Raw genomic sequence first — 23208 nt, forward strand, 5'->3', positions numbered from 1 at the left:
TCTCGCTTTCGCGTTTCCCTTTCCGGCGGTTCCGACTCTATCAGATCCTTTTCGGTGTCTGACCCCCAGTCAGCGGGGTTTGTCTTCCCGGCCTCCCGGCCGTTCCGACGTCTCAAACCTTAGCGGATCAACCCCGGCAGTTCCTAATCGGGCTGCCGAGCTCCATTCGAATTGAATTCGGGCAAGCCGAAAGCAATCCCAGGAGGAGATCGTGCTGATGGTTTGAGGTGCCGCTCGAGGCGGCGGAGTGTTGCGGGAGAACCGTTACGTCTCCGTGCAACCCGGAGAACTTTACGGATCCGCAAGGGGCGAGTCAAGCCCCGTTGTCAAGATTTTTTTGAGCGGGGCGCCCGGGTGCCTGACGTCGCAGGTCGGGGCGGGTAGGGACGGCTCAGTCCAGGTCGGTGAGCCGGCCGTCCGCGTCCGGCTGGGCGTGCTCCACGCGGCGCAGAAGTCGGGTGAGGACCTCGCCGAGCACGGCGCGCTCGGCGGGAGTGAGGTCCTGGAGCAGGTCCTCCTCGAAGACGGTGGCGAGGCGCATCGCCTCCAGCCACTTCTCGCGGCCCCCGGGAGTCAGCTCGACGATGACGCGGACGCGGTTGGACTCGTCGCGCTCGCGGGTGACCAGGCCCTCGCCCACCATGCGGTCGATCCGGTGGGTCATCGCGGCCGGCGTGAGGCCGAGCCGCTTCGCCAGCTCGCCGGGGCCCATGCGATAGGGGGCGCCGGACAGGACGAGTGCCTTCAGGACCTCCCACTCGGCGTTGCTGATGCCGAGCTCGGAGGTCTGGCGGCCGTAGGCGACGTTCATCCGGCGGTTCAGCCGGGACAGCGCCGACACGATCTTCTCGACCTGGGGGTCCAGGTCCCGGAACTCGCGCTGGTAGGCGGCGATCTGTTCTTCAAGTGTCGGCTCGGTGACGCCGGGGGTGTCGGCCATGGGCGCAGTATCGCACGGGGTCTCCTTGCTTTGAAGTCCTTCGGTATGTAATCTTTAGGTTCTAACTTTAGCTTTGAAGTCTTCACTCCTAACTAGTGAAAGAGGTGAACGTGACCAGGGCGATGGGAGCGGCGATGCGCCGCATCCACGTGGGCAACGCACTCAGTGCGTTCGGGCTCGGCTTCACGGTTCCGTATCTGTACGTCTATGTGGCGCAGGTGCGGGGACTGGGAGCGATGACGGCGGGACTCGTGCTCGCCGTCTTCGCCGCGGCCGCGCTGGTCGTGCTGCCCTTCGCGGGCCGCGCGATCGTGCGGCGCGGACCGCTGCCCGTCCTGCTCGCCGCCCTGGTCCTGGCCGCGCTCGGCGCACTGGGTCTCGGCCTGGCGAGCAGCGCGGCGACGGTCATGGTGACGGCGGCGGCGCTCGGCGCCGGGCAGGCCGTGATGCAGCCCGCGCTGGCGACGATGATCGTGGACTGCTCGGCGACCGAGACCCGCTCGCGCGCGTTCGCGATGCAGTTCTTCCTGCAGAACCTCGGGCTCGGTATAGGCGGACTGATAGGCGGCCACCTCGTCGACACGACGAAGGTCTCCTCCTTCACTCTGCTGTTCGCGTTCGAGGCGGCGATCTTCCTGCTGCTGGTCGTGGTGATGACGACGGTGCGGATGCCGCGCGCGCCCCACATCGCGGACCAGCCGGAGGGTGCGGCCAAGGGCGGCTGGCGGCAGCTGGCCGGCAACCGCGCGATGGTGCAGCTGTGCGTCCTGGGCTTCGTCCTCTTCTTCGCCTGCTACGGCCAGTTCGAGTCCGGGCTGAGCGCGTACGGCGTGGAGGCGGCCGGGATATCCACCTCGACGCTCGGTACCGCGCTGGCGGCCAACACGATGATGATCGTCGTGGCGCAGTTCGCCGTGCTGAAGCTGGTCGAGCGGCGGCGCCGGTCGCGGGTCATCGCGCTCGTCGGTCTGATCTGGACCGTCGCCTGGCTGGCGGCGGGGTACGCGGGGCTCGGGCACGGCAGCCAGGAGATGGCCACGGCCGCGTTCGTGTCGACGTACGCGCTGTTCGGGCTGGGTGAGGCGATGCTGTCGCCGACGCTCGCCCCGCTGGTGGCGGATCTGGCGCCCGAGGGCAGGGCCGGTCAGTACAACTCGGCCTTCGCGCTGGTCAAGCAGCTCGCGCTGGCCATCGGTCCGGCGGTGGGTGGTCCGCTCGGGGCCTCGCTGCACGCGCCGTACATCGTGACGTTCGTGCTGTTCTCGCTGGCGATCAGCGTGCTCGCGCTGCGCCTTGGACGGCGGCTCACGGCCGGGCAGGACCGGCCGTGGTCGCTGGTGCAGAGCCGGGTGGTGGCCCGGGGCAAGGCGTCGGCGGAGTCCGTCAGCGCCTGACCCCGTCAGCCCCTGGTCCTGCGGAGGGCTCCCCCTTCGGCAGCAGGAACTCGCACCAGACCGCCTTGCCGCCGCCCGGTGTCTTCCGGGCGCCCCAGGCCGAGGCGATCGTGGCCACGATGTCGATGCCGCGTCCGGACTCGTCGGCGGGTTCGGCGCGGCGGCGGCGCGGGAGGTGGTCGTCGCCGTCGGTGACCTCGATGATCAGGCGGCGGTCGGTGCGGCGGAGCCGGAGCCGCATGGGCGGGATGCCGTGCTGGAGGGAGTTGGCGACCAGTTCGCTGGCGGCCAGGACGCCCAGGTCGTGCAGTTCGACGGGGAAGCGCCAGCTGGTGAGCACGCCGGAGGCGAAGGCGCGGGCGCGCGGGGCCGCCTCGATGCCGCCGAGCAGATCGAGGGCGGCGTTGCGGAAGAGGTCGCCCTCGGGGCCGGTGCGCGCGGGGTGCTGGAGGACCAGCACCGCCACGTCGTCGTCGTGGTCGGCGGTGACCCCGGCGGAGCGGACCAGGCGGTCGCAGACGACCTGGGGGCTGCCGGTGGCTCCGGCGAGGGCGCGCTCCAGGGCGGCGATCCCCTCGTCCAGGTCCTCGTCGCGCCGTTCGACCAGTCCGTCCGTGTAGAGGACGGCCATGGAGCCGGGGCCGAGGGGGACGGAGCCGGAGGCGTGCACCCAGCCGCCGGTGCCGAGCGGGGGTCCGGTGGGTTCGTCGGCGCGCAGCACCGTGCCGTTCTCGTCGCGGACGAGGATCGGGAGGTGGCCTGCGGAGGCGTAGACCAGGCGGCCCTCGTTGGGGTCGTGGACGGCGTAGACGCAGGTGGCGATCTGGTTGGCGTCGATCTCGACGGCGAGGCCGTCAAGGAGCTGGAGCACCTCGTGGGGCGGCAGGTCGAGGCGGGCGTAGGCGCGGACGGCGGTGCGCAGCTGGCCCATGACGGCGGCGGCGCGGACGCCCCGGCCCATCACGTCGCCGATGACGAGGGCGGTGCGTCCGCCGCCGAGGGTGATGACGTCGTACCAGTCGCCGCCGACCGCGGCCTCGGTGCCGCCGGGCTGGTAGGTGGCGGCGACGCGCAGGTCGTCGGGTTCCTCCAGGTCCTGCGGGAGCAGGGAGCGCTGGAGGGTGACGGCGGTCTCGCGCTGGCGGCGCTCGCTGGCGCGCAGGCGTTCGGCGGCCTCGGCGTGGTCGGTGACGTCGGTGGCGAAGACGAGGACGCCCGCGTCGCGGTCGCCGCCCTCGGTGACCGGGGTGCAGGTGAAGGTGTAGAAGCGGCCGTCGACGGCGCGGCGGGACTTCAGGGTGCGGGGGCGGCCGCTGCGCAGCACCTGGTCGAGGAGGGGGAGCAGGCCCAGCTCGGAGAGTTCGGGGAGGGCCTCGCGGGCGGGTTCGCCGGGGGTGCGGGCGCCGAAGGCCGCGCGGTAGGCGTCGTTGACGTAGCCGAGGCTGTGGTCGGGCCCGTGGACGAGGGCGACGAGGGCCGGGACGCGGTCGAGGACCTCGCGCGCGGGCAGTTCGTCGACGGCGGGGACGAAGGCCGTCTGCCCGTCGGGGTGTCCGCCGCGGGCCGCGGGCACGGAGCCTTCTCCCGGTGGGTTCGGGGACACCGCCTGCACCGCCTGCTCGGTCCGTGCCGCGGCGCGGCGCTGCGTTCCGGGGAGCCGGGCGCTCCAGCGCGTGAAGTTCACAGTGGGGAAAGCCTCGTGTGTGCTGAGTGCGGGCGGATGCCCGGCCGGGGACATGGGCAGTCTGGCAGGTGGCCGTCCGGGGCGATATCCGTCAGACGCCCCGGTGCCGGGTGGAGTTCCCGGGTCCGGTCAGGACGACCCCTTCGGGTTGTCGTACGGGGGATGCGGGGGAATTCCACCGGCCGCCAGTTCGAACTCCGCGCGGGGGTGTTCGAGCGAGCCGAGCGAGACGATCTCGCGGCGGAAGAGTCCGGCGAGGGTCCACTCGGCCAGGACGCGGGCCTTGCGGTTGGCGGTGGGAATGCGGCTCAGGTGGTAGACGCGGTGTACGAGCCAGGCGGGGAATCCGGTGAGCCGCCGTCCGTACACCTGGGCGACGCCCTTGTGCAGGCCGAGGGAGGCGACGGAACCGGCGTGGGTGTGCGCGTAGGTCTCCGGGGGTTCGCCGCGCAGGGTGTGGACGACGTTGTCGGCGAGGACGCGGGCCTGGCGTACGGCGTTCTGGGCGTTGGGCGCGGTCTCGGTGCCGGGCCCGGCGGTGACGTCCGGGACGGCGGCGGCGTCGCCCGCGCCCCAGGCGTGCGGGGTGCCCTCGACGGCCAGCTCGGCGGTGCAGCGCAACCGGCCGCGGTCGGTGAGCGGCAGGCCGGTGGCGGCGAGCAGGGGGTGGGGGCGGACGCCCGCGGTCCATACGAGGGTGCGGGTGGGGAGGCGCTGTCCGTCGCTGAGCACGGCGATCCGGCCGGCGCAGGACTCCAGGCGGGTCTCGAGGAGGACGCGGATGTTGCGGCGGCGCAGCTGGGTGACGGTGTAGCGGCCCAGCTCGGGGCCGACCTCGGGGAGGATGCGGCCGGTGGCCTCGACGAGGATCCACTTCATGTCCTCGGGGCGGATGCCGGGGTAGTAGCGGGTGGCGTGGCGGGCCATGTCCTCCAGTTCGGCGAGTGCCTCGACGCCCGCGTAGCCACCGCCGACGAAGACGAAGGTGAGGGCCGCGTCGCGGACGGCGGGGTCACGGGTGGAGGAGGCGATGTCGAGCTGTTCGATGACGTGGTTGCGCAGGCCGATGGCCTCCTCGACGGTCTTGAAGCCGATGCCGTGCTCCGCGAGGCCGGGGATCGGCAGGGTGCGGGCGACGGAGCCGGGCGCGAGGACGAGTTCGTCGTAGCCGAGGAGTTCGTCCGGGGCGCCGCGCTCGGCGGTGGCGAGGGTGCGGACGGCCGCGGTGCGGGCCGTGTGGTCGAGGGAGGTGACCTCGCCTACGACGACGCGGCACCGGTCCAGGACGCGGCGCAGCGGGACGACGACATGGCGGGGCGAGATCGAGCCCGCGGCCGCCTCCGGCAGGAACGGCTGATACGTCATATAGGGGTCCGGACTGACGACGGTGATCTCGACATCGCCCTGTCTGAGCTGCGGTTTCAGCTTCCGCTGGAGACGCAGGGCGGTGTACATCCCGACGTGGCCGCCGCCGACGACCAGAATGCGCGCGCGTTCCTTCACCATCCCATGACGCACCCGGCGCCTTTGTTTGTCCACAGCCCCGGCGATTTGTGTGACCGGAAGACGGTTGTGCGTCGCGCCGGACGCGCCGCCCGGACGGGGGAATCGGACGGTGCCGTCGGGGGCCGCGGGCGGTCGTGAAGGCATGGAATTCGGACATAGATGGCTCGTAGTCCGATCGGGGGCGCACTGTGCGGAACCTACCCCTTCTGAATTGACGCCCTCTCAACTATGTTCATGTGTCGACGGAGTGCGGGGAATGTGGCCGAACGGGGCCCGCGCGGAGCGGTTCCGCTCAGGGACCGGGCCGGTTCCGCGTACGTCCGGCATCAGTGGCGGGGAGTCTCCGGGGGGAGACGTCATCACCGGGGGAACACATGCATCTTCAGGAAACGCACTGGTCGGCCGCGTCCGTCGTGACGCCCGGCGGCAAACGCGGGGACGGCCCGCGTTCGGCGCCGCTGCGGGTGGACGCGCAGCGCAATCTGGAGCACGTGCTGCGGGCGGCGCGTGAGGTCTTCGGCGAGCTGGGGTACGGCGCGCCGATGGAGGACGTGGCGCGGCGCGCGCGGGTCGGGGTCGGCACGGTGTACCGGCGTTTCCCCAGCAAGGACGTGCTGGTCCGGCGGATCGCCGAGGAGGAGACCGCGCGGCTGACCGAGCAGGCGCGGGCCGCGCTCGGGCAGGAGGACGAGCCGTGGTCGGCGCTGTCGCGCTTCCTGCGGACCTCCGTGGCCTCGGGCGCGGGACGGCTGCTGCCGCCGCAGGTGCTGCGGGTGGGGGTCGCGGACGACGAGGCCCGGGTGCCGCAGCAGCGCTCGCAGCCGGTCCCCGGTTCGGGTGAACTACGGCTGGTGGCGGACGAGTCCACGAGCGTGGCCGCGCTCCTCGAGGTGGTCGGCCGACTGGTGGACCGGGCCCGAGCGGCGGGCGAACTCCGCCCCGACGTCTCCGTGGCCGACGTCCTCCTGGTCATCGCCACGGCGGCTCCTTCCCTGCCGGACGCGGCCCAGCAGGCTGCCGCTTCCGCCCGGCTGCTGGAGATCCTGCTGGAGGGCCTGCGGTCCCGCCCGGCGTAGGGCCCGCGAGGAACGATGCCGGGCCCGGTGACTGCACCGGGCCCGGACGCCGTAGAACCCTCCGCACCCCACCCCCGAAGATCGACAACACCCTTGCGTGAACGCCCTGTTCGGATCCTGTTCGCAAGGCGTGCGGATAATCCGCCCGGACGAGTGACGGGTCGGACGAGTGGCCCAGGGGTGTAAACCTTTGTGGCACCCTGAGCCGGTACGGAATCGGCTGTGCCGGGCATCGGGGGATTTTCGGGGATGAGTGTCGACGGGTGGGACGGCGCGCGCGGTGAGGGCGACGCGGAGGCCGGGGGGCTGACGTCGCCGCAGGTGCCGAGCCAGGGCGGCCGCGGTCCCGGGGCCGAGCAGCCGCGTCAGGCCGAGCCCGCCGAGGCGAGTCTCCCCGCTCAGCGCGAGGGCAGTGTGCTGCCGCCGCCGCGTGACATGCCCCCCGTCGACATGCCCCCCGCCGACAGCGAACTGATCGAGCGGATGCGGGCCGGTGACGACTCCGCGTACGAGGAGCTGTACCGCAGGCACGCCGACGCGGTGAAGCGCTACGCGCGTACCTGCTGCCGCGACGGCCACACCGCCGACGACCTGACCGCCGAGGTGTTCGCGCGGATGCTCCAGGCGGTGCGCGGCGGTTCGGGACCCGAGTACGCGGTGCGCGCCTATCTGCTGACCTCGGTACGCCGGGTCGCCGCGCACTGGACCAAGTCCGCCCGGCGCGAGCAACTCGTCGACGACTTCGCGGTGTTCGCGCAGCAGTCCGCCCGTTCCTCCGAGGTGTCCGACGACGACACGCTGGAACTCGGCGCCGACGTGCGCGCGATGCACGAGGCCGAGCAGTCGATGGCGATGCAGGCGTTCCGCTCGCTGCCCGAGCGCTGGCAGGCCGTGCTCTGGCACACCGAGGTGGAGGACGAGTCGCCGAGCGACGTGGCCGTGCTGTTCGGCCTGGACGCCAACGGCACACGCGTGCTGGCGAGTCGGGCCCGCGAGGGGCTGAAGCAGGCTTACCTCCAGGCCCACGTCAGCGCGAGCCTCGTGAGCGACGAGGAGTGCGCGCGCTACGCCGACCAGCTCGGCGGGTACGCCCGCCGCAAGCTGCGGGTGCGCGCCGAGCGGGGCCTGCGCAAGCACCTGGAGGAGTGCGCGAAGTGCCGGCTCGCGGCCGCGCAGATCCAGGAAGTCGCGAGCGGTATCCCGGCGGTCGTGCCGGTGGCCGTCATCGGCTGGTTCGGTGCCGCCGGGTACGCGAAGGCGCTCGGGGTCATCGCGGGCGGCGCGGGTGTCGGCGCGGCGGGTGCCGCGGCGGCGGCGACCGGGGCCGGCTCGGGTGGCGGTGCGGGCGGTGGCGCGGCGGCCTCGGAGGGGCTCGGCGCGCCGGTGAAGGCGGGCATCGCGACCGGTGTGGTGGCAGTGGCCGCCGCGGCGGTCGCGCTGGCGCTGGTCAACGACAGCAGCCCGACCCGGGAGATCGCCAAGCCCTCCCCGTCCCCGGTCGTCCAGCAGCCGCAGACCCCGAAGCCCACGCCGAAGCCCAGGAAGCCGGACCCGGTGCCGGTGGCGGCCGTCCCGGAGCCCCCGGCGTCCGCGCCGAAACCGAAGCCGACGCCCAGGCCCACCCCGAAGCCGACGCCGAAACCGGCCCCGAAGCCGACGCCCACGCCGAAGCCCCCCGCGCCCACCCCCAAGCCGACGCCGAAGCCCACCCCGCCCCCCGCGAAGCCGACGCCGACACCGAAGCCGACCCCCAAGCCCACCCCGCCACCCGCGCCCGAGGTCTACGAGACCAACGCGCTGGACTACGACCTGACCGGCGACGGCACCGGGCCCGAGGTGCGCCTCGGCGACAGCAGCTGGGTGTGGCGCCGCTACGGCATGTCGATCGCCGACACCAACTACTCGCGCGGCATCACCGTGCGCGGCGACTCCTCGGTCACCGTGGACCTCAACCGCCCGTGCACGACGTACGACGCCGTGGTCGGGGTGGACGACCTGAACCTCACGCCCGGCAAGGTGTCCTTCTCCGTCTACGCGGACGGGGTCCGGCTGTGGCACTCCGGTGCGGTCGGGGGCGGCGACGCGGCGGTGCCGGTGCATGTGGACCTGACGGGGCGGACGACGGTGCGGCTCGTGGTGGAGCAGCGCGGCCACACCTTCGAGCAGGTGGCCTTCGCGGACTGGGCGCAGTCCCGCTTCACCTGCCGCTAGCGGCTCCCAGGGCACCCCGCTGCGGGTCGATGCCCGCCGGTACGGCACGGGCGCGGGCCGGGGTGCCGGTCCAGCAGCTGCCCCGGCGGGCGAGCAGGCGGCCGAGCCAGAGTTCGACGGAGACCAGGTCGGCGAGCCCGTCCAGCGGGAGGGGTTCGCCCGCGGCCGCCGAGCGGACGGCCTTGCGGACCACCCGGGCCTCGACCAGGCCCGCGTCCGCGAGCAGCGGGGTGGCGAAGAGGTCCACGAGCGAGTCGGCGGCGACACGCAGGCCCGTTCGGGCGGCGGCCGCGCCCGCGGCGTGGGAGGGGGCGCCCCAGCCGGGCGGCAGATCGGTGACCCCGGCGCCGTCGAGGACGGTGCGCAGAACGGCGGCGCGGGCGCCGGGCTTGACCCGCAGGGCCTCGGGCAGGGAGCGGCAGGCGCGGACGACCTGGTTGTCGAGGAAGGGCGCGTGCAGCCGCTGGGAGCGGACCTCGGCGGCCTGTTCCAGGACGCGCAGATCGGCGGCGTGCCGGGCGAGGACGGCGGCGGCGCGGAACTCGCCGGGGCGCAGCCCGGGTCCACCGGAGGCGCGGTCCGCCCCGGACTGAAGAAGAACCGATACTTCAGCCAGTGCTTCCCCGGTCAGCCACCGCGCCGCCGGACCGGGTCTCCCCCAGGTCAGCGCGGCGAGGGACGCGCCGACCGCCCCCTTGGGTTCGTCGAAGTTCTTCCGCATCAGCCGCTCGGCCAGCGCCTCCATGCCCGTCCGGTACGGCGTACGGGCCAGGCGCCGGGCGGCGCCGTAGACCCGCGCGGGGACCAGGACCGAGCCGTCGGCGCGGGTGAGGGCGGCGACCGGGCGGACCAGATGGCGGCGTCTGCGGTCGAGCAGCAGATCGGCGAGGCGGGCGGGGTGGGCGTCGAGGACCTGGCGGGCGCCGTGTCCGGTGAAGTGGTCGGCGCTGCCCGCCGCGAGCCGGGCGCGGTGCCGGGCGGCGGTGACCAGGGAGGGGCCGGGTTCGTCGGTGAGGGGTCCGTCGAGGTCGGCGTAGGGGAGGGTGTCCTCGCCGCCGGTGACGACCACGTGGTGCAGGCGCGGGTTGGCCGCGAGGGCTCCGGCGCGCTCCAGTTCGGCCTCGCGGCCGCCGACGGCCAGGTCGTTGAAGGTGACGGCGAGCAGCCGCTCCCCCGCGCCGGTGCCGTGGCCGAGCAGGGTGCCGGGTCTGCCGGGCAGCCCGGCGGCGAGCAGGGCCAGGGTGCCGGAGGCGGGGCCGCCGGAGAGGTCGGCGCCGATACCGGGCACCGGCATCCCGCGCGCCGCCCGCCGCTCGGCCGGGCCCATGCCGGGCACCGGCCCCGGGTCGAGTCCGGGCACGTGCCGGGGGGCGGCGAGCCGGACCCGGACCGCCTCGATCAGGGCGTCGCGCACGGCGTCGACGGCGTGGGCCGGGTCGGCCGGGGGCGCGGCGACAGCGAGGGAGGCGACCGGCTCGTACCCGGTGATCTCGCGCGCCCCGGCGCGCAGGATCAGCGCGTGCCCCGGCGGAACGCGGCGTACGCCCTCGTACGGCGTGGTGTCGCGCAGCGCGGCCGGGACGTCGGGGGCGGCGAGCAGGGACGCGAGGTGGCCGAAGTCGAGGTTGGCCTCGGTGAGGTCGGCCAGCGGCAGGGCGGCGGTGGCGTAGGAGGTGCCGCCGTTCCAGGGGGCGTGGAAGACCGGGCGGGCGCCCGCGAGGTCGCCGCAGACGGTGATCCGGCGGCCGGCCTGGACGACGGCGGTGTAGCTGCCGGGCCAGGCGGTCAGATGCCGGAGCGCACCCCCGCGCGCGGTGAACAGGCCCCGGCGCAGTTCGTCGTCGGAGGCGCCGCAGATGCCGAGGACAGCGATGCGGTTCCGGTCGTCGCCCTGGACCACGCGCACCTCGTCGGGGCGCCAGTCGCCGACCGCCCACAGCGGATCGGGGCCGCCCCACAGCAGCTGGGAGCCGACCGGGTGCGGGGTCTCGTCGTCGTATCCGGAGGGGTCCACGGCGCCGGGTCCGAGGCCGCCCGTCGCGGCGCTGCTCCACCCGACCAACCACCGCATCGACGCCTCCACAGGCTGTGGACAATCAGTGCACCGCACGAACCGGACCCATGCTGCCATGAAGAACGCGCGGGAGAGGGGCGGCGGCGCCGCCTTCGCGCGGGAGAAACCTGAGCGAAACGGCGTGCGGGGGTGGGTCATTGGCACGGGAGGGCAGGGTGTCACCGGCGCGGGACGGCCGGGCGGCGCCGTCGGCGACTCCCTGGGAACACAGGCCGTATGCGATGCGAATGCGCCCCGCTTCACTCCCCGAAAACCACCTGTGCGCCCTCAACTGCTCTGGTGAGAGCGGGGTTCGGCGGTCCGGAAGGAGGGCGGTTTTCGGCCAATTCGTGGGCGGCGTACGGCGGTTGAGCACGCTCCGTACAGAGCTGCGCAGAGCCCTGCGACCCGATGGCCGCGCACAGTCCGGGAGGCGGGCATCGCCTCCCGGACCGGTCCGCCACCCGCGGGGATGAAGGTGGCGGTGTCCCCCAGCCCACTGGATTCAGTACAGCGGGCCGACCCACGCGACTCCCATGGAACCGCTCCCGAGGTGGCCGGAGAAGAGCGCACGGACAGGCGCACGGCCACACGGCCGGGGGCACGCCGCGACGGGGTGTGCACGGTGCGTACAGGGCCGCACTCCCGTACGGACCGCAATCACGCCATCCGGAACAATGCCCCTTAACGCTTGGGATGCGGCGAACTACGCTGTGTTTACGAATGCCGCGTGGTTATGCCAGCGGGGCAGCCGTCTGTGTCGAGGGGTGGCGCATGTCCAGGGAGCAACGCGGGCCGAACGAGAAACTCGGCGCCGTTCTCGCCCTCGCGGGAATCAGCAACGCGGGACTCGCGCGGCGGGTCAACGACCTAGGGGCCCAGCGGGGGTTGACCCTTCGCTACGACAAGACGTCGGTGGCGCGCTGGGTTTCGAAGGGCATGGTGCCCCAAGGTGCGGCACCGCACCTGATCGCGGCCGCGATCGGCCAGAAGCTCGGCCGGCCGGTGCCGCTGCACGAGATCGGCCTGGCGGACGCCGACCCGGCGCCCGAGGTCGGCCTCGCCTTCCCGCGCGACGTGGGCCAGGCGGTGAAGTCGGCCACCGATCTGTACCGCCTCGACCTGGCGGGACGCCGGGCCGGGTCCGGCGGCATCTGGCAGTCGCTGGCGGGCTCGTTCGCCGTGAGCGCCTACGCCACGCCCGCGTCCCGTTGGCTGATAACCCCCGCCGACAGTTCGGTGGAACGCGAGGCGGCCTCGGCCGAGGGCGCCGGCGCACCGATCAAAGTCGGCCACAGCGATGTGCGCAAACTGCGGGAGGCGGCCGAGGACGCCAGGCGCTGGGACTCCAAGTACGGGGGCGGCGACTGGCGTTCGTCCATGGTCCCGGAGTGCCTGCGCGTGGAGGCCGCGCCGCTGCTGCTCGGCTCCTACTCCGACGAGGTGGGGCGCGCCCTGTTCGGCGCGGGTGCCGAACTGACCCGGCTCGCGGGCTGGATGGCCTTCGACACCGGCCAGCAGGAGGCCGCCCAGCGGTACTACATCCAGGCGCTGCGGCTGGCCCGCGCGGCCGCCGACGTACCGCTCGGCGGATACGTACTGGCCTCCATGTCCCTCCAGGCCACCTACCGGGGCTTCGGCGACGAGGGCGTGGACCTCGCGCAGGCCGCCCTGGAGCGCAACCGGGGCCTGGCCACCGCCCGCACGATGAGCTTCTTCCGGCTGGTCGAGGCGAGAGCACACGCGCGCGCGGGCGACGCCCAGGCCGCGGGCGCCGCGCTGAAGTCGGCCGAGGGCTGGCTGGAACGGTCCCGGGAGGGCGACAACGACCCGTCCTGGCTCGGCTTCTACGGCTACGACCGCTTCGCCGCCGACGCCGCCGAGTGCTACCGCGACCTGAAGGCACCCCGCCAGGTCCGCCGCTTCACCGAGCAGGCCCTGTCCAAGCCGACGGAGGAGTTCGTGCGCTCGCACGGGCTGCGCCTGGTCGTCTCCGCGGTGGCCGAGCTGGAGTCCGGCAACCTGGACGCGGCCTGCGAGCAGGGCGTGCGCGCGGTGGAGGTGGCCGGGCGGATCTCCTCGGCGCGCACCACCGAGTACGTCAAGGACCTGCTGCACCGCCTGGAGCCGTACGGCGACGAGCCGCGCGTGGTGGAGCTGCGCGAGCGGGCCCGGCCGCTGCTGATGGCTCCGGCGTAATCCTCTGTCGGCCGCGTTTGAAGCCGTTGTCAGTGGCGCAGTGCACTATCGAGTCGGGAGGTGGTGCAAGGTGCGGACGGGCGCGTACGACTGCGATGTGCTGGTGGTCGGTGGCGGGATCGTCGGGCTGTCGACGGCGTACGCGATCACCCGTGCCGCGCCGGGCACGCGCGTGACGGTGCTGGAGAAGGAGCCGGGCCCGGCCCGGCACCAGACCGGGCGCAACAGCGGGGTGATCCACAGCGGGATCTACTACCGCCCCGGCTCCCTGAAGGCGCGGTACGCGGTCCGGGGCGCGGCCGAGATGGTCAAGTTCTGCGCGGAGTACGGCATCCCGCACGCGGTGACCGGCAAGCTGATCGTCGCCACCGAGCGCTCCGAGCTGCCCCGGCTGCACGCCCTGGCGCAGCGCGGCCGGGAGAACGGCATCACGGTGCGGGAGCTGGGCGCCGCCCAGATCACGGAGTACGAGCCGGAGGTGCGGGGCCTGGCCGCCATCCACGTCGGCACGACCGGCGTGTGCGACTACGGCGCCGTCGCGCGTCAGCTGGCGCGCGCCTCCGGTGCCGAGATCCGCTACGGCGCGCGGGTGGTCCGGATCGACCGGCGCCCGGAGCGGGGCGTGGCCGTGCTGACCTCGGCCGGCGAGGTGGTGCGCGCCCGCGTCCTGGTGAACTGCGCGGGGCTGTACTCCGACGAGGTGGCCCGCCTCGCCGGTGACGAGCCGGACGTGCGCATCGTGCCGTTCCGCGGGGAGTACTGGGAGCTGGCCCGGCCCGAGCTGGTGCGGGGCCTGGTCTATCCGGTGCCGGACCCGGCGTTCCCGTTCCTCGGGGTGCATCTGACCCGGGGCATCGACGGCGAGGTCCACATCGGCCCGAACGCGGTCCCGGCACTCGCGCGCGAGGGGTACGGCTGGGGTGTCGTACGCCCCCGTGAGCTGGCGGGCACGCTCGCCTGGCCCGGTGCGTGGGCGCTGGCCCGGCGGCACTGGCTCCACGGCGCCGGTGAGCTGCGCCGCTCGGTGTCCAAGGGCGCGTTCCTGAAGGCGGTGCAGCGGCTGGTGCCCGCCGTCGGGGAGACGGACCTGGTGCGGGCCCCGGCCGGGGTGCGGGCGCAGGCGGTGGCCCGGGACGGCTCCCTGGTGGACGACTTCCTGCTGCGCGAGGCACCCCGCACGATCCACGTCCTGAACGCCCCGTCCCCGGCGGCCACGGCCTCCCTGCCGATCGGCCGCGAGGTCGCGGCCCGGGCGCTGGCGATGCTGGGCGGGGCGTGACCCGGCACACGGGTCCGGCCCGCCGTTCGGGCGTGACCCGTCACACGAGGAGAGCAGAGGGAGAGTCCCCGTCGACCGCCTAAAATCGGATGCACTGTGTCTGACTTCGTGAACGCCCCCGCAGCCGAGCGACCCGCCACCGACGGGTCGTCCGTTCCGCTGTCCGCCCGGACCTCCCGGGGCAAGGGGGAGCCCCGCTTCCCGGGCGGCCCCCAGGCCGATCCCGCCGGGTCGCACTTCGAGCGGCGCATCCGCAGCTTCCAGCCGCGCCGGAGCCGGGTGACCACCGGCCAGGCCGACGCCCTGGAGCGGCTGTGGCCGCGGTGGGGCATGGACATCGACGGGCAGCGGGTCGTCGACCTCGCGGAGCTGTTCGGGAACACCAACCCGGTCGTGCTGGAGATCGGCTTCGGCATGGGCGAGGCGACCGCGCGGATGGCGGCGGCCGCCCCGGACGTCAACATCCTCGCGGTGGACGTGCACACCCCCGGCCAGGGCAATCTGCTGAACCTGGCCGACCAGGACGGCCTGACCAACGTCCGGGTCGGCAACGGCGACGCGATCATCCTGCTCCGCGAGATGCTCGCGCCCGACTCCCTCGGCGGTCTGCGCGTCTACTTCCCCGACCCGTGGCCCAAGAAGCGGCACCACAAGCGGCGGCTGATCCAGCCCGCGTTCCTGAGCCTGGCCGCGACCCGGCTCGGGCCCGGCGCGACCGTGCACTGCGCGACCGACTGGGAGCCGTACGCCGAGCAGATGCTCGAGGTCCTCTCGGCGCACCCGGACTTCGAGAACACCCAGGCAGCGGGCGGCTTCGCACCGCGTCCCGCGTTCCGGCCGCTGACCCGTTTCGAGGGCCAGGGACTGGACAAGGGTCATGTCGTGAACGATCTTCTTTTCCGCCGCGTACCTCACCGGCAGCCGTAGGCCCGACCGGTCGTCCCGCCGGGCCCGTATTTCCCGACGGCCCGCCGTCGGGTCACCGTTAGGGTCGATGCCGTGGCCACCAGTTCTCCCCTTCCGACCGCCCGGGACCACTCCGGACGCCATCAACATCCGCACTGGTGGCAGCGCCGCTGGGTGCGTTACGGCGCGCTGAGCACGCTGCTCGCGCTGTCCGGTCTGGTGATCCTCGCGCTGGTGCGGCTGCAGACCGGGCCCGAGGGGTTCCTGGTGGGCATCGGGCTGGCGGTGCTGCCGGTGCCGTGGCTGATAGCCGCGTTCCGCTGGCTGGACCGGGTGGAGCCGGGCCCCTGGCGGAACCTGATCTTCGCGTTCGCCTGGGGCGCCTGCGCGGCCGCGCTCATCGCCATCGTCGCCAACAGCTTCGCGACCCACTGGATCGCCACGGCCGCCGCCGACCCGGACGAGGCCGACACCCTGGGCGCCACCCTGATCGCGCCGGTCGTGGAGGAGTCCGCGAAGGGCGCCGCCGTACTGCTGGTCTTCCTCTTCCGCAGGCGCGACTTCACCGGCATCGTGGACGGCGTGGTGATCGCCGGGACCACCGCGACCGGCTTCGCGTTCACCGAGAACATCCTCTACCTGGGCACCGCCTTCGGCGAGGACCGGGTCACCGGAGCCGGCGCCATCGTCTCGGTCACCGCCGCCACCTTCTTCGTCCGCGTGGTGATGTCGCCGTTCGCGCACCCGCTGTTCACGGTGTGCACCGGCATCGGCTTCGGCCTGCGCGCGCTCGCGGCACCCGGGCAGCGGGTGCGGCGCGTGCTGTTCCCGGTCGGCGGGCTGCTGCTGGCGATGTCCCTGCACGGCCTGTGGAACGGCTCGGCGTCCTTCGGCCAGTTCGGCTTCCTCTTCGTCTACGCCGGTTTCATGGTGCCCGCGTTCGGCCTGCTGACCTGGCTGGCGGTGTGGACCCGGCAGAACGAACTGCGCACTGTGCGCGAGGAGTTGCCGACCTATGTGTTCGCCGGATGGCTCGGCCCGGCGGAGCCGTTCGTGCTCGGTTCGATGCGGGCGCGCCGGGTGGCCCGCGACTACGCCCGGCACCACCTCGGCGGCCGCCCCGCCGCCCGCGCGGTCGCGCAGTACGAGGCGTACGCCACCTCGCTCGCGTTCCTGCGGCGCCGGGCGCGCCGGGGCAGGGCCGGGGCGGACTTCCTGACCCGTGAGCACGAGCTGCTGGCCGCGCTGTGGCGGCGCCGCGAAGTGGCCCGCCCCGCGCTGGAGTACGCGGCCCGGGGCACCGCGCCCGTCCCCCGGCCGCAGTGGCCCGCGTACGGCCACCCCTCGGTGCCGTACGCGGGCTACGGGTACGGGAGTCACGGGAGCGGAGGCTACGGCTACCCGTCGGTGCCGTACTCCGGCTACAACCCCTACCGGTCGTAGCGCCCGTCCCGCCGGATCAGGCGGAGGCGTCGGTCAGCCGGTCCAGTTCGTCCTGGGTCAGGCGCAGGCCGGCCAGGCCGAGCAGGGCCGGGAGCTGGTCGAGGGTGCGGGCCGAGGCGATGGGGGCGACGACGGTCGGCTGGGCGGCGAGCCAGGCGAGGGCCACCGTGGCGACGGGCACGCCGTGGGCGGCGGCCACCTCGTCCAGCACCGTGAGCACCCTCTGGCCGCGCTCGGACGCCAGGTGCTTGGCGGCGCCCTCGGCACGGGGGCTGTCCACCTCGGTGCCGGGCCGGTACTTGCCGGTCAGGAAGCCGGAGGCAAGGGCGAAGTACGGCACCGCGCCCAGGCCCTCCCGGGCGGCGAGGTCCTGCAGCGGGCCCTCGTAGGTGTCGCGGGAGACCAGGTTGTAGTGGGGCTGGAGGGCGACGTAGCGGGCCAGGCCCTCGCGGTCGGAGAACTCCAGGGACTCCTGCAGCCGCTCGGCACTGATGTTGGAGGCGGCGATGTGCCGGACCTTGCCCGCCCTCACCAGCTCGTCCAGGGCGCCGATGATCTCCTCGACGGGGACCTCGGGCTGGTCGAAGTGGGTGTAGTAGAGGTCGATGTGGTCGGTGCCGAGGCGGCGCAGGGAGGCGTCGGCGGCCGCCTTGATGTTCGCGGCGGACAGGCCCTTGTACTCCGGGTGCTGGCTCACCTTGGTGGCGACGACCACCTGGTCGCGGTTGCCCCGGGAGGCGATCCACTTGCCGATGATCGTCTCCGACTCGCCGCCGGAGTTGCCCTCGACCCAGGACGAGTAGGAGTCGGCGGTGTCCACGAAGTTGCCGCCCGCCGCCGCGTAGGCGTCGAGGACGGCGAAGGAGGTCTTCTCGTCGGCGGTCCAGCCGAAGACATTGCCGCCGAGGGCGAGCGGGAAGACCTCGAGGCCGGAGGAACCGAGCTTGCGCAGAGGAAGAGAGGCAGTCATGTCTCTACTCAACGATCACTCGGGGCCCGTCCATTCCGGCTGCCCCGGGGATCACGCCTGTCTCAGAGGCCGCGCCCGCCTCAGGGGTTGAGCCCCTTGCCGCGCAGCCACGTCGTCGGGTCGATGCCGGTGGCCTGGCCGCCGGGGTGGACCTCCAGGTGGAGGTGGGGGCCGGTGACGTTGCCGGTGGCGCCGACGCGGCCGATGACCTCGCCGGTGGCGACCTTCTGGCCGACCGAGACACCGATCGAGGACTGGTGGCAGAACCACAGCTCGGTGCCGTCCTCGAGGGTGAGGACGGTGCGGTAGCCGTAGGCGCCGGCCCAGCCCGCCTGGGTGACGGTGCCGCCGTGGATGGCCTTGATGAGCGTGCCGGTGGGCGCGGCGAAGTCGAGACCGGTGTGGTAGCCGGAGGACCACATCGCGCCGGGCTGCCCGAAGGTGCCGGTGATCGTGTACGAGGAGGTCGGCAGCGTGTACTGCTTGGCCAGCGCGGCCAGTCGGGCCGACTCGGCCTTCTTCTTCGCGTCGGCCTCCGCCTTCTCCTTGGCGGCGGCGGCCTTGGCCGCGGCCTCCTTCGCGGCCTGGGCGGCGGCGTCGGCGGTCTGCTGGTCGGCCGCGGCGACGGCGGCCGCGGTGGCGCGGATGTCGGCCCGGTTCTGCTGCTGCTCGGCCTGGGCGATGATCCGGCTGCGCAGGGCCTCGCCCGCGTCGGCGGACTCCTCGCTCTGCGCGGAGGCGGTGCCGACGGCGGCGAGCGAGGGCGCGGGGGTCTCGGCGCCCTGGTCCAGCAGGGAGTCGACGCCGGGCAGGTCGGGCAGCGCGATGGACACCGGCGGCTTGCCGGTGTTGGCGCTGGCCATGCCGCCCGCGCCGACGGCGGCGATGACACCGACACCGAGCACGGTGGAACTGCGGGCGAGACCGCCGCCGCGCTGCTTGGCGACGCGATGCCGGCCGTTGCGCGGGGCCGGGACGGACTCCTCGGTGGGGTTCCACTCCTCCCAGGGGCCGTCGGAGCGCGGTGCGCCGTAGCCGAAGGTGTGGTTCTCGCCCGGGGTCGGCGCGAAGGGGGTGTGGGGGTCGGACGCCACGGGGGCGGGCTCCTTTCCTTCCGCCGCCTACCGGGTTAGCTGACGGGTTCGGAGCAGAAGGTCTCCTACGCGCGTATACCGGCCGTGATCCATACGGTTCACGGCAGATGTCCGCGTGATGCACCCCTTGGTGGTGGTTCCCCGGTTCCCTCGCGGGATTCGGCGCGTGCGCACGGAGCCGTCTCGGGTGACGGCTGGGACGACCGCGCTGCGTTATCGAACGTTAATAGACCCGGCCATCGGATTCCAAGCCGGGCCAGCTTGATCTTTAAGCTTCTTCGGAGCGGACTTAACCACCAAGCCGGGCGGAAAGAGGGCGAGTTGACCGGCGATCAGCAGCGAGCGCGTTTTTGATGATGACTCAGAATCGCTGCGGAGGGAAACCTTTACCTCACGGTGCGTGACAGCGAGGGGCCGGGAAAACACTCAGGGCCGGAATCCGATGAACTGGATTCCGGCCCTGAGTCTTCAGTAGCGGGGACAGGATTTGAACCTGCGACCTCTGGGTTATGAGCCCAGCGAGCTACCGAGCTGCTCCACCCCGCGTCGTTGTGTCTCAACCATACGTCATGCGCGGGGCCAGATGCACATCCATAACGCGTGACCTGCGCCTCAGAGCAGCAGATGGCCGTTCGGGGCCTTCGCCGCGGCCTCGTACTCGGGCAGCGTCACCACCGTCACGCCCCCGTCCGCCAGCACCCCGGACCCGTCGGCCGCCGTCACGAAGGTGTCCGGCTCGCGCCACGCGGTGACCACCCGGCGTACGCCCGAGCGCAGGATCAGCCCGGCGCACGGGACGGGCCGGGAGGCGCGGCGGGCGCACGGTTCCAGGCTGCTGTAGACGGTGGCGCCGGGCAGCCGCGGGTCGTCCGGGGCGATCTTGGCGAGGGCGGCCTCCTCCGCGTGGACCACCGGGTCGCCGCCCTCGCGCGAGTGGCCGCGCGCCAGCTCGGTCCCGTCGGCGGCGACCACCACCGCGCCGACGCTGAAGGCGGTCTCCGAGGGCGGGCACAGCGTGGCCAGCTCGCAGGCGGTACGCAGCCAGCGGTGGTCGGCGGCGACGGGCAGCGGGCCGGTGCCGGGGGCGGTGGGCTCGTAGCGCATGAGCACCACGTCCTCGATGCGGCGGCTCTCGGTGAGGCGGAGGCGGCCGCCCTGGTAGGCGCCGGGTCCGAAGAGGCGGGGCGCGGCCGGGTCGCCGACGAAGAGCGGGGCGAGGACCAGCTGGAGTTCGTCGGCGAGGCCCTGCTGGAGGAGCTGGGTGTGGACGGTCCCGCCGCCCTCGACCATGAGACGCCGTACGCCGCGCTCGTCGTGCAGATGGGTGAGCAGGGCGCGCCAGTCGAGGGCGGGGCCGAGGGAGACGACGTCGGCGGTGTCGCCGAGGGCGCGGGCGGCCCGCTCGGCGCCCGGGTCGGTCGTGTAGACGACCTTCTCGCCGCCGGTGTGCCAGAAATTGGCCTCCGGATCGAGGTCGCCCGAGGCGGTGACGGTGACCTTGAGCGGGTACTCCGGCCTGCCCTCGGCCCGGCGGACCGCGCGGCGCCCCGGCGCGTTGACGAGGAGGCGGGGGTTGTCGGCGCGGATGGTGCCGGCGCCGATCAGGATGGCGTCGACGGAGGCGCGCACCTCGTCCACCCGGTCGAAGTCGGCGGGGCTGGAGAGGAGCAGGCGGTCGGGGCCGGTGTCGTCCAGGTAGCCGTCGAGGGAGACGGCGGCGGACAGCAGGACGTACGGGTACGGCATCGGCGCGCTCTCTCCGGGTGACTCGCGGGCTGATCTTGGTTCAAGTTTGAAACAAACCTACACTGGCGGCATGACGACCCGCTGGCTCACGCCCGAGGAGCAGCGCGCCTGGCGCGCCTACCTCGCCGCCTCCCAGTTGCTGGAGGACGCGATCGACCGGCAGCTCCAGCAGGACGCCGGGATGCCACACCTTTTCTACTCGGTGCTGGCCACCCTCTCCGAGGCGCCCGACCGGCGGCTGCGCATGACCGACCTCGCGGAGCACCTGAAGATCACCCGCAGCCGGCTGACGTACGCGGCGAACCGGCTGGAACGGGACGGCCTGGTACGGCGCGAGGACTGCCGCTGGGACCGGCGCAGCAGCATCGCGGTGCTGACCGACGAGGGGATGGCCGTCCTGGAACGCACGGCGCCCGGCCATGTCGACACGGTCCGCGCGAACCTCTTCGACCGGCTGACCCCGGAGCAGGTGCGGCAGCTGGAGGAGATCTGCGCCGGGGTGGCGCGGGGGCTCCAGGGCGAGGAGGCCGGGGGTGCGGCGGCGGAGGAGGTGCCGTGGCGACGGCGGTCGACGCCGTACGCGGAGCCGCCGCGCTGAGCCGCCGTGCTGAGCCGGTGCTGAGCGGTGTCGGACCGCTCACGGACAGTTGATTCAACTTTTAAGCATGCGGTAGGGTCCGGAACCGTACCGCTCTGTTTCAAATCTGAAGCAGATGGAGCGCGGCCGACGACCGCGATGCCGACCGCACGGAACCCGGAGGCCCGATGCCCGACACCCCCGCCGCCACCCCGCGCGCCCGCGTCCGGGTGCCGCTGCGCTTCGGCGACGGCTACGCGGCCGACGCCGAGCTGGTCACCTTCCACGGGCTCACCGACGGCCAGGAGCACCTCGCCCTCGTCCTCGGCGACCCCGGCCCGGTGCCGCTGGTGCGGCTGCACTCCGAGTGCCTGACCGGCGACGTCTTCGGCTCGGCCCGCTGCGACTGCGGGCCCCAGCTGCGCGAGGCGGTCGAGCGGATCGCCGTACGCGGCGGCGTCCTCCTCTACCTCCGCCAGGAGGGCCGCGGCATCGGCCTCTACAACAAGCTCGACGCCTACGCCCTCCAGGACCAGGGCCTCGACACCTACGCCGCGAACGCCGCCCTCGGCCTCCCCGAGGACGCCCGCGACTACACCGCCGCCGCGCAGATGCTGGGTGCCCTCGACATCACCGAGCTGGACCTCCTCTCCAACAACCCCGACAAGGCCGCCCAGTTGCGCGCCCTCGGCATATCGGTCCGCGACCGCGTCCCGACGGGCGTCTTCACCACGCCCCACAACGTCCGTTACCTGCGCGCGAAGGTCCTCCAGACCGAACACACGCTGCCGCTCGGGGAGTTGGGGGAAGTGGGGGCCTGACGGGAGCGCGTGCGGCCGACGCCCGCCCCTGAGTCCCGGGCTCCCGGTGATCCGTCCCGGGCTCCCCCGGACGGATCACCGGGGGTGCCGCCGCTCACGGAAGGGCCGAGTCTGGGACCGGGCGGCCCCCACCGCCCGCCGTTCCGCTGTTCCGCCGTTCCGCCGTTCCGCATGCGACCGACCGATGGCCTCGCCCCACCCACGCTGGAGCGTCCGATGAGCCGAGCCGTGACCTCGTTGGTCGTCATCTGCGACTGGCCCCTGCTGCGGCTCGGTCTCGCGCAGGCGATCAACGCGCAGCCGGACATCGACATCGTCAGGTTCGTCGAGAGCGTCGACGAGGTGCCGCGGGTGCCGTCCGGCGCGGAGATCATCCTTCTCGTCAACCTGCAGGCCGGTGATCAGGCGACCTCCGGCGAGGTCGCCCGGCTGCACCGGGCCGGGCACGCGGTCGTCGTCCTGTCGGCCTCCGAGCCGCAGTCCGACGCCGTGCTGTGCATCCAGGCCGGAGCCCGCGGCTATCTGGGCCGGCAGACCGGCATTCCGGAGCTGCTGACAGCCCTGCGCGCCGTCGCCTCGGGAAGCGACTACTTCGGCGCCAGTCTCGCCGGCCGGAGCATCCCCGCGGCCCCTCCCCGCATCACGAGCCGCGAGCGGGAGATCCTCCAGCTGCTGGCCGGCGGCGCGACGGACCGCGAGATCGCCACCAAGCTGAACATCACCGAGAACACGGTGCACACGCATCTGGAGCGGCTCCGCAAGAAGAGCGGCTGCCGCCGCAGGGCCGACCTCACCCGGCTGGCCCTGGAGTACGGCGTCATCGACACCGGCCCCGCGAAGTGACCGCCGCTCATCCGCCGGGTGCGCTCGCGCCCGCCGCGCCCGGGCGAATGTCGTTCAGGCTGCCCACGACGGTCACGGACGGCGGGCGGGGCGGTACGGGCACCTGGACGAGGATGGGGACGTACACGATCTCCCCGTGCCTGAACTCGGCCTTCGCCGACAGCCGGTAACACCTCACCGTCCCCGGGTCGCGCCGCGTCGCGTAACACCGGAGCTCCCCCGGGTACGCGGTGGCCCGCGGGGCGGGCGAGGAGTCCGAGGGCCCGCTCGCCTCCGCCGCACCCGCCGACGCGCCCCACCCGCCGACCGCGCAGCAGGCCGCGACGACCGCGACCACGAGGCTCACACCACGCACGGCCGTCTCCCTCCACGTCGAGCGCATACGTCGTGCCTCGCGGAGGGTTCCTCCGCGAGGCACGAATCCAACGGTCAGCCCTGGGTTCCGCCCTGGGTGTTGCCAGCGCCG

18 protein-coding genes, 1 tRNA gene and 1 riboswitch are annotated in these 23208 nt (G+C 73.3%); of the genes, 10 read left to right on the top strand and 9 right to left on the bottom strand.

Annotation, left to right across the window (positions count from 1 at the left end; all coding sequences use genetic code 11):
- Positions 1 to 391: 391 nt before the first annotated feature.
- The gene (locus AB0E91_RS08865; RefSeq protein WP_161182112.1) at positions 392 to 940 is read right to left on the bottom strand and encodes a MarR family transcriptional regulator; all 549 of its coding nucleotides are present in this window, start codon (positions 938 to 940) and stop codon (positions 392 to 394) included.
- A 134-nt stretch (positions 941 to 1074) separates the two neighbouring features.
- Here AB0E91_RS08865 and AB0E91_RS08870 point away from each other — a divergent pair, with 134 nt between their 5' ends.
- Positions 1075 to 2334 carry an MFS transporter gene (locus tag AB0E91_RS08870; protein ID WP_361779022.1) on the top strand — a complete coding sequence of 420 codons (1260 nt, stop codon included), beginning with the start codon at positions 1075 to 1077 and terminating at the stop codon, positions 2332 to 2334.
- On the opposite strand, the gene AB0E91_RS08875 is transcribed toward AB0E91_RS08870, so the two are convergent.
- Both AB0E91_RS08875 and AB0E91_RS08880 read right to left on the bottom strand, forming a co-directional pair.
- On the bottom strand, positions 2324 to 4018 hold the full coding sequence (locus AB0E91_RS08875; protein WP_361777415.1) for a SpoIIE family protein phosphatase: 1695 nt from the start codon (positions 4016 to 4018) through the stop codon (positions 2324 to 2326). The two genes, AB0E91_RS08870 and AB0E91_RS08875, sit on opposite strands and share 11 nt — an antisense overlap.
- Before the next feature lie 129 nt (positions 4019 to 4147).
- On the bottom strand, positions 4148 to 5524 hold the full coding sequence (locus AB0E91_RS08880) for an NAD(P)/FAD-dependent oxidoreductase (RefSeq protein WP_361777418.1): 1377 nt from the start codon (positions 5522 to 5524) through the stop codon (positions 4148 to 4150).
- A gap of 374 nt (positions 5525 to 5898) precedes the next feature.
- Here AB0E91_RS08880 and AB0E91_RS08885 point away from each other — a divergent pair, with 374 nt between their 5' ends.
- Both AB0E91_RS08885 and AB0E91_RS08890 read left to right on the top strand, forming a co-directional pair.
- Complete coding sequence (locus AB0E91_RS08885; RefSeq protein WP_361777421.1) at positions 5899 to 6600, top strand: helix-turn-helix domain-containing protein; 702 nt, start codon at positions 5899 to 5901, stop codon at positions 6598 to 6600.
- Between the two features lie 249 nt (positions 6601 to 6849).
- Entirely contained in the window at positions 6850 to 8811 is a 1962-nt protein-coding gene (locus AB0E91_RS08890; RefSeq protein WP_361777424.1) for a sigma-70 family RNA polymerase sigma factor, read from the top strand.
- Here the strand turns inward: AB0E91_RS08890 and AB0E91_RS08895 are convergent.
- Complete coding sequence (locus AB0E91_RS08895; protein ID WP_361777426.1) at positions 8798 to 10882, bottom strand: asparagine synthase-related protein; 2085 nt, start codon at positions 10880 to 10882, stop codon at positions 8798 to 8800. The two genes, AB0E91_RS08890 and AB0E91_RS08895, sit on opposite strands and share 14 nt — an antisense overlap.
- Before the next feature lie 756 nt (positions 10883 to 11638).
- On the opposite strand from AB0E91_RS08895, the gene AB0E91_RS08900 reads away from it, so the two are divergent.
- From AB0E91_RS08900 to AB0E91_RS08915, 4 genes are all read left to right on the top strand, one after another.
- Complete coding sequence (locus AB0E91_RS08900) at positions 11639 to 13063, top strand: hypothetical protein (RefSeq protein ID WP_018547437.1); 1425 nt, start codon at positions 11639 to 11641, stop codon at positions 13061 to 13063.
- Between the two features lie 70 nt (positions 13064 to 13133).
- Entirely contained in the window at positions 13134 to 14342 is a 1209-nt protein-coding gene (gene lhgO / locus AB0E91_RS08905; protein WP_361777429.1) for an L-2-hydroxyglutarate oxidase, read from the top strand.
- A gap of 96 nt (positions 14343 to 14438) precedes the next feature.
- Positions 14439 to 15269 (top strand): tRNA (guanosine(46)-N7)-methyltransferase TrmB, encoded by an 831-nt coding sequence (trmB, locus tag AB0E91_RS08910; protein ID WP_361777432.1) that lies wholly within the window; start codon positions 14439 to 14441, stop codon positions 15267 to 15269.
- A 72-nt stretch (positions 15270 to 15341) separates the two neighbouring features.
- Positions 15342 to 16691, top strand: a complete 1350-nt coding sequence (locus tag AB0E91_RS08915; protein WP_361777435.1) for a PrsW family intramembrane metalloprotease — start codon at positions 15342 to 15344, stop codon at positions 16689 to 16691.
- 16 nt (positions 16692 to 16707) lie between these two features.
- Here AB0E91_RS08915 and AB0E91_RS08920 read toward each other — a convergent pair whose 3' ends face one another.
- The 4 genes from AB0E91_RS08920 to AB0E91_RS08935 form a co-directional block, all read right to left on the bottom strand.
- The gene (locus AB0E91_RS08920) at positions 16708 to 17661 is read right to left on the bottom strand and encodes an aldo/keto reductase (protein ID WP_361777438.1); all 954 of its coding nucleotides are present in this window, start codon (positions 17659 to 17661) and stop codon (positions 16708 to 16710) included.
- Positions 17662 to 17741: 80 nt separating this feature from the next.
- Entirely contained in the window at positions 17742 to 18755 is a 1014-nt protein-coding gene (locus tag AB0E91_RS08925) for a M23 family metallopeptidase (RefSeq protein WP_361777441.1), read from the bottom strand.
- A 9-nt stretch (positions 18756 to 18764) separates the two neighbouring features.
- A riboswitch (cyclic di-AMP (ydaO/yuaA leader) is annotated at positions 18765 to 18930 on the bottom strand.
- Positions 18931 to 19227: 297 nt separating this feature from the next.
- Positions 19228 to 19301: transfer RNA gene (locus tag AB0E91_RS08930), tRNA-Met, on the bottom strand.
- 66 nt (positions 19302 to 19367) lie between these two features.
- Entirely contained in the window at positions 19368 to 20501 is a 1134-nt protein-coding gene (locus AB0E91_RS08935) for a dihydrofolate reductase family protein (protein ID WP_361777444.1), read from the bottom strand.
- 70 nt (positions 20502 to 20571) lie between these two features.
- On the opposite strand from AB0E91_RS08935, the gene AB0E91_RS08940 reads away from it, so the two are divergent.
- The 3 genes from AB0E91_RS08940 to AB0E91_RS08950 all read left to right on the top strand — a co-directional run bounded on the left by AB0E91_RS08940 (position 20572) and on the right by AB0E91_RS08950 (position 22742).
- A complete protein-coding gene (locus tag AB0E91_RS08940) occupies positions 20572 to 21099 on the top strand; it encodes a MarR family transcriptional regulator (RefSeq protein ID WP_361777447.1) in 528 nt (175 codons plus the stop codon).
- A gap of 167 nt (positions 21100 to 21266) precedes the next feature.
- Positions 21267 to 21899: a GTP cyclohydrolase II gene (gene ribA, locus AB0E91_RS08945; protein ID WP_361777450.1), complete on the top strand. Its 633-nt coding sequence runs from the start codon at positions 21267 to 21269 to the stop codon at positions 21897 to 21899.
- Positions 21900 to 22115: 216 nt separating this feature from the next.
- Complete coding sequence (locus AB0E91_RS08950) at positions 22116 to 22742, top strand: response regulator transcription factor (protein ID WP_361777453.1); 627 nt, start codon at positions 22116 to 22118, stop codon at positions 22740 to 22742.
- A gap of 7 nt (positions 22743 to 22749) precedes the next feature.
- Here AB0E91_RS08950 and AB0E91_RS08955 read toward each other — a convergent pair whose 3' ends face one another.
- A complete protein-coding gene (locus AB0E91_RS08955; protein ID WP_361777456.1) occupies positions 22750 to 23097 on the bottom strand; it encodes a hypothetical protein in 348 nt (115 codons plus the stop codon).
- Positions 23098 to 23208 lie beyond the last annotated feature (111 nt).

It is taken from the genome of Streptomyces sp. NPDC026659 (assembly GCF_040638245.1).
In the GTDB taxonomy this organism is placed as follows: domain Bacteria; phylum Actinomycetota; class Actinomycetes; order Streptomycetales; family Streptomycetaceae; genus Streptomyces.

Coding starts and splice junctions, on each gene's coding strand:
- AB0E91_RS08865 (WP_161182112.1), bottom strand. CDS start 940: ATGGCCGACACCCCCGGCGTCACCGAGCCGACACTTGAAGAACAGATC.
- AB0E91_RS08870 (WP_361779022.1), top strand. CDS start 1,075: ATGCGCCGCATCCACGTGGGCAACGCACTCAGTGCGTTCGGGCTCGGC.
- AB0E91_RS08880 (WP_361777418.1), bottom strand. CDS start 5,524: ATGGTGAAGGAACGCGCGCGCATTCTGGTCGTCGGCGGCGGCCACGTC.
- AB0E91_RS08885 (WP_361777421.1), top strand. CDS start 5,899: ATGCATCTTCAGGAAACGCACTGGTCGGCCGCGTCCGTCGTGACGCCC.
- AB0E91_RS08890 (WP_361777424.1), top strand. CDS start 6,850: ATGAGTGTCGACGGGTGGGACGGCGCGCGCGGTGAGGGCGACGCGGAG.
- AB0E91_RS08895 (WP_361777426.1), bottom strand. CDS start 10,882: ATGCGGTGGTTGGTCGGGTGGAGCAGCGCCGCGACGGGCGGCCTCGGA.
- AB0E91_RS08900 (WP_018547437.1), top strand. CDS start 11,639: ATGTCCAGGGAGCAACGCGGGCCGAACGAGAAACTCGGCGCCGTTCTC.
- AB0E91_RS08920 (WP_361777438.1), bottom strand. CDS start 17,661: ATGACTGCCTCTCTTCCTCTGCGCAAGCTCGGTTCCTCCGGCCTCGAG.
- AB0E91_RS08935 (WP_361777444.1), bottom strand. CDS start 20,501: ATGCCGTACCCGTACGTCCTGCTGTCCGCCGCCGTCTCCCTCGACGGC.
- AB0E91_RS08940 (WP_361777447.1), top strand. CDS start 20,572: ATGACGACCCGCTGGCTCACGCCCGAGGAGCAGCGCGCCTGGCGCGCC.
- ribA (WP_361777450.1), top strand. CDS start 21,267: ATGCCCGACACCCCCGCCGCCACCCCGCGCGCCCGCGTCCGGGTGCCG.
- AB0E91_RS08950 (WP_361777453.1), top strand. CDS start 22,116: ATGAGCCGAGCCGTGACCTCGTTGGTCGTCATCTGCGACTGGCCCCTG.